1 protein-coding gene is annotated in these 351 nt (G+C 51.9%); it reads left to right on the top strand.

Annotation, left to right across the window (positions count from 1 at the left end; all coding sequences use genetic code 11):
- Positions 1-140, top strand: a 140-nt coding sequence (locus RTW80_RS27960; protein ID WP_249440223.1) for a Hok/Gef family protein, incomplete at its 5' end; no start/stop codon positions are given.
- Positions 141-351: the final 211 nt, after the last annotated feature.

Below are 351 nucleotides of genomic sequence, written 5' to 3'. Positions count from 1 at the left end.
CGTTTTTAATGATGTTAATCGTCGTCTGTGTGACGATTCTGTGTTTTGTCTGGATGGTGAGGGATTCGCTTTGCGGACTCCGGCTCCAGCAGGGAAACACAGTGCTTGTGGCAACGTTAGCCTACGAAGTTAAACGTTAACGGGCAACACGGCGGCAGGTTTTCTGCCGCCGCTTTGTTGCGAAGGCTGACCTCATTGCGCCCTTTCTTCTTCAATGAAGCGTATCCGGTATTGTTTCATTTTCCCTGAAGCCGATTAGCTCCAGCCGAATGCCTTTGCCATCGGGGGCCACGTTCTGCATTTCGCAGATACCACGTCGGGTCATGAGTGTGAAGGCTGTCATTGCCAGCA

Origin of the sequence: Escherichia sp. AM3 (assembly GCF_032029835.1) — a bacterium.
Taxonomy (GTDB): domain Bacteria; phylum Pseudomonadota; class Gammaproteobacteria; order Enterobacterales; family Enterobacteriaceae; genus Escherichia; species Escherichia coli.
This window is presented reverse-complemented; position numbering and strand designations above follow the sequence as displayed.